This is a genomic window from Acidovorax sp. HMWF018 (assembly GCF_003061035.1).
GTDB lineage: Bacteria > Pseudomonadota > Gammaproteobacteria > Burkholderiales > Burkholderiaceae_C > Acidovorax > Acidovorax delafieldii.
This window is the reverse complement of sequence record NZ_QAIM01000360.1, coordinates 7057-11680: the sequence shown is the minus strand read 5'-3', so window position 1 is coordinate 11680 and position 4624 is coordinate 7057. Positions and strand designations below refer to the sequence as shown.

The window sequence follows — 4624 nt, the reverse complement described above, 5'->3', positions numbered from 1 at the left end:
TCCTTCTACCCGCCCCAGGCCCCTAACAACCCCACGCCGGGCAAGTGGTACTTGCGGCATGTGGCGTTCCTGGGCGCGCAGCCACCGGCTATTGCAGGCCTCAAAGACATCCAGTTTTCTGAAGACGACGCAGGCGGCGCCGTCTCGTTCTCCGAATCCGCCGAACCGTCAACCCCCCAGGAGTCTCTATCCATGACCGAAGCAGAAATCAAAGCAATGCAAGAGCAGCTTGCTGCAGAAAAGAAGGCCCGCGAAGAAGCTGAGGCGAAAGCCGTTGCCGAAGCCAAACGCGCCACTGCAGCCGAAGCCGCTACAGCATCTTTCGCAGAAAAGGCCCGAGCAGACCGCAAGGCGGGGTTTGTGTCCTTCGCCGAAACCCAGGTGGAAGCTGGTCGCATGCTGCCAAAAGACAAGGACATGGTCGTGGCCACGCTGGAGGTCCTGGCCGATGCCCAACCCGTGGAATTCGCTGAAGGCGACACCACCCGCAAGGTCAGCCCTGCGCAGTGGTTCCAGGATCTGTTCGCCAGTGCCAAACCTGTCGTGAGCTTTGGCGAGTTTGCCGGTGGCCGTGGCCAGAGCGCTGCGCAAACCGGTGCGGCGAAGGGCAAGAGCGATGCCGAGATCGATAAAGCCGCGCAGGACTACATGCGCCAGCACAAGGTGAACTACTCCGAGGCGCTGACCGCCGTCACTACGTCATTCACGAGCTGAACGCCCGAAGTAGCGCCACGCCACCCAATCCACCACATCTTCACGCCACCAGGAACAGACCACCATGTCCATGACCCTTGCCGAGATCCGGCTCAAGCAAAACCCCATCCTGACCGGCCTGCTGCTGGGCCTCGGTCAGGGCACGCACATCGCTGAAAAGCTCTTCCCGCGCCTGCCACAGGCCCTGTCTAGCGTGACGCTGGCGCAGCTTGGCGACGAGCGCCTGCGCCGCTACAACCTGCGTCGTGCGCCTGGTGGCCCGACCAAGCGCGTCAACATTAAGTACGAAGGCAAGACCTATTCGGTCGAGCAGTACGCGGTGGATGTCCCCATGCCCCGAGAATTGCTGCGCGAGGCCGACGAGAGCCGCAAGCTCAACGTGGGCAATTACCTCGATGTGAGCCGCATCGCCATGGCAACGGCGAGCGACATCCTGGCTCTGGACTACGAAATCGACGTGGCCTCGCTGGCAACCACCCCGGGCACTTATGCCGCAGGCCACGTCCTGGCGCTGGCGGGTGCCACCAAGTGGAGCGCCGAGACCGGCACGCCGGTAACTGACATTCGTGCGGCGGGCGATGTGATCCGCAAGAAGATCGGGAAGCGACCCAACAAGCTCACGCTCTCCGCAGACGCTGAAAGCGCCCTGGTCACCAACAAGGAGGTGCGCTCCTATCTGCCGTCCTCGCAGATGGGCCCAGCGACCCATGAGCAGCTCAAGACCATCCTCAAAGTCGATGAGATCGTTGTTGGCGATGCCGTTTGGATCGATGAGACGGACACAGGCCGCGACGTGTGGGGCAACAACGCCATCCTGGCCTATGTGCCCACCATCGGCGGCAGCGGCAGTGCTGACATCAGCTTGGCGCAGCCGGCCTTCGGTTTCACCAACGTGATCGAAGGCCACCCATTTGCCGAAACCCCGTACTACGCCCAGGACGGCTCCAAGTCCTGGATCTATGGCGCCACCTACGAACGCCGCCCGAGCGTGGCCTACAACAACGCTGCCTTCCTTTTCACCAACCCGAAATAACCCGCCGCCGCAGGGGCTGTCGTTCAGCCCCAACTTTTGTGAGCGAGAACCCCGGCGGTCGCCGCGCCGCCGGGCCTTTCATAGACGAGGAATTCACCAATGAGCAAATTGATCGCCCTTGTGGCTACCGCCGTGATTGTGGGTGGCGAGCGTACTGTCATTCAGCCCGGTCAGGAGCTGCCGGACCTGAGCAAGCATGACGAGCGCGAGCTGTTGCAGTCGGGCGCCGCAGAAAACCCGGCTGACAAAGTGGCCCTTGCGAAAGCAGACGCGCGCGCAGCGGCCGCGACCAGTGCCGAGTTTCAGGCCGCTCGCGAACGCGCACAGCAGGAGCGCGCCTCCACCAACGCTGACGGCAGCGATGCAGCGGCGGTCGCAACGGTGAGTGCGCCAGCGTCCCCCCCGGTAGCCGCGTCTACCACTGCCTCGCCCGCCCCGGCGCCCGCAGCAACCACGGCCAAGACACCCGCAGCACCTGCTAAGGCCGCTGCAAAGACCACCCCGCGCAAATAAGCGCAGGGCACCGTACCCCCTTAACTTCAGGAGCCAAACACAATGCCATCGCAAAACAACACTGGCCGCCAGTTCGACAAGCAGCATTCGGTGACCATCGTGGCCACGGCAGTATTGGCTGCCAACCGATTCGCCGCGTATGACGGCGGATATCCCACCATCGCAGGTGGCGCCAAGGATTGCCAGGGCGTTACCGAAAACGCCGCCGACATCGGCGAGGCCGTCGCCCTGACCACGGGCTACAGCGCACTGGTTGAGGCAGAGGCCGCCATCGCCTTTGGGGTGTACGTGAAGGTGGGCACCGATGGGAAAGCCATCACGGGCTCCGCTGCGGACCATTGCGGCCGTGCATTGGGCGCAGCCACCCAGGCCGGGCAGTTGTTCGAAGTGCAGCTCTACAAGCACGTACACGCCTGATAGGCCGAGGCGCACCAGTCAATGAACTACGCCACTGTCCAGGACATGATCGACCGCTATGGTGAGCCGGAGATGATCCAGCTCACCGACCCGGTCATCGTGGCGGTGCAGGCGCCCACGGCACAGCGCGCGCTGGAGGACGCCCAAGCGTTTGCCGACAGCTTTGTGGGCCGCGTGTACCGGCTGCCCTTGGCGGGGTGCGCTAAGCCCGCCCCCGTGCCGGGCGACCTCGGCGCTGTGCAACTGGTGGCGCCGCCACAACTCACCCGCGTGGTGTGCGATGTGGCGCGCTATTACCTCTATAGCGACCTGGCTCCCGAGCACGAGGTGTACCTGCGCTACAAGGCTGCGGAGCGCGAGCTCATGCAGATTGCCGAAGGCAAGTCCGTGCTGTCATGTCCCTGGGGTGGCGTTCCTGGTGCACTGGTGGCGGGCGATGCGCCTGGCGATGCTGAGGTCTTCCACAGCTTCAGCCCGCGCCGCATCACCGACGAAACCTTGCGAGGCTTTGCATGAGCACTCGGGGCTTGAGTGATGCCGAAGCCAACAACTGGCTGGCGTTGGAGCCGCACCTGCTCGCGCTGCTGACTGATGCCGTGCAGGGTATGAGTCCTGCGGTGCACGTACTCACCAGCGCTGACCTTGCCGACGTGAAGGAAAGCTCGCAGAAGACCCCAGCCGTGCACCTCATCTATGGCGGCTATCGCATCGCTGAAGACCTCCGCATCTCTTGGCGGTTAGTGCACAAGTGGTTCGTCGTGGTGGTTGTGCGCAACGTTGCCGGAGTTCGTAGCGGCAAGGCCGCACGGCAAGACGCAGGCCCGATGGTGGCTCGGGTAGTAGGTGCGTTGGTGGGTGCCGGTGTGCCAGGTGCTACGCAACCCCTCACGCTGGTGTCACCCCCGCCCGCGACCTATCGCGCAGGCCACCAGTACATCCCGTCGGCCTTTGAAGTCGAAACAATTTTCCGTAAGCCGCAAAACCCATAGGAGTTCCAATGGCAGCCACTGAAATCATCAAGCGTACCTACGCCCCCAGCGCCCTTGTGGGCAAGATCTACGCAGCGCCCTACGGTAGCGCGGCGCCGCTCACGCCCATTGGCAACGTCTTGGAAGCAGCCACCGAGCAGAGCGAAAACGTCGAAAAGCAGGACGACATGACCATGCTGGGCGGCGGCACCCATGCTGAGGTTCGTCGCGTGACGGGCGTGAAGTTCAGCGCCAAGATCGCAGACCTGAACGTCGTCAACTACGCACGCGCAGTGCTGGGTACCGTGAGCCCGGAAGATGCGGGCACGGTCATGAATGTGCCTGGCATTGCCAAGTTGGGCGGCCTCATTCCATTGCCGCACATCAATGTGAGCGACCTGGTGCTGAAGAAGGGCACCACCACCGTTGCGGCGGCTGGCAACTTCGACCTGCTGCCAGAAGGCATTTGGGTGCGTGCCGATGCTGCGGCCCTCACCGACAACGACGCCATCACCTACAGCTACAGCTATGCCGATCAGGTGGTGATTGAAGCCCTGACCACCAAAGCGCCGGAGCTGACGTTCCGCTTCGCTGGCCTGAATGAGGCCGACTCGGGCAAGCCAGTGATTTTTGATCTGTGGCGCGTGAGCCAGGGCGTGGCCAAGCAACTGTCGCTGATCAAGAAGGGGTTTGGTGCCCTGGACATCGAGGGCGAGGTGTTGCAAGACCCGACAAAGACGGGTGTGAGTATCAGCCGCTACATGCGCACGATCCACGTCTAAAACCCGTCGCCCTCGCACTGGGCCGCCTGCCGCAATACCAGGCGGCGCGCGGCCCATTTTTCTCTCTGCTCCCAGCCCACACCACCCATGGTCCAACCCGTAGAAGTTGTCATCCAAGGCAAAGACCAAGCGAGCGGCGCCTTGAACAGCGCTGGCGAGAGCGCTTCCAAGATGGGGGACTCGCTGTCCCAGGCCGC

Annotated in this window: 7 protein-coding genes; all 7 read left to right on the top strand. The window is 63.2% G+C overall.

From position 1 onward, the window contains the following. Window positions 1–714: hypothetical protein (locus tag DBR23_RS29650; RefSeq protein ID WP_108498653.1), on the top strand; the 714-nt coding region annotated here is incomplete at its 5' end. Window positions 715–778: 64 nt separating this feature from the next. Further along, window positions 779–1747: a hypothetical protein gene (locus DBR23_RS13915; RefSeq protein ID WP_108498652.1), complete on the top strand. Its 969-nt coding sequence runs from the start codon at window positions 779–781 to the stop codon at window positions 1745–1747. Between the two features lie 99 nt (window positions 1748–1846). Then, window positions 1847–2260: a hypothetical protein gene (locus DBR23_RS13910; RefSeq protein ID WP_108498651.1), complete on the top strand. Its 414-nt coding sequence runs from the start codon at window positions 1847–1849 to the stop codon at window positions 2258–2260. Between the two features lie 42 nt (window positions 2261–2302). After that, a complete protein-coding gene (locus DBR23_RS13905; RefSeq protein WP_108498650.1) occupies window positions 2303–2677 on the top strand; it encodes a capsid cement protein in 375 nt (124 codons plus the stop codon). Window positions 2678–2698: 21 nt separating this feature from the next. Continuing rightward, window positions 2699–3193 (top strand): gp436 family protein, encoded by a 495-nt coding sequence (locus DBR23_RS13900; RefSeq protein ID WP_108498649.1) that lies wholly within the window; start codon window positions 2699–2701, stop codon window positions 3191–3193. Between the two features lie 11 nt (window positions 3194–3204). Next, window positions 3205–3666, top strand: a complete 462-nt coding sequence (locus tag DBR23_RS13895) for a hypothetical protein (protein ID WP_108498648.1) — start codon at window positions 3205–3207, stop codon at window positions 3664–3666. 8 nt (window positions 3667–3674) lie between these two features. Next, window positions 3675–4427, top strand: a complete 753-nt coding sequence (locus tag DBR23_RS13890) for a hypothetical protein (RefSeq protein WP_108498647.1) — start codon at window positions 3675–3677, stop codon at window positions 4425–4427. The last annotated feature ends 197 nt before the right edge of the window (window positions 4428–4624 follow it).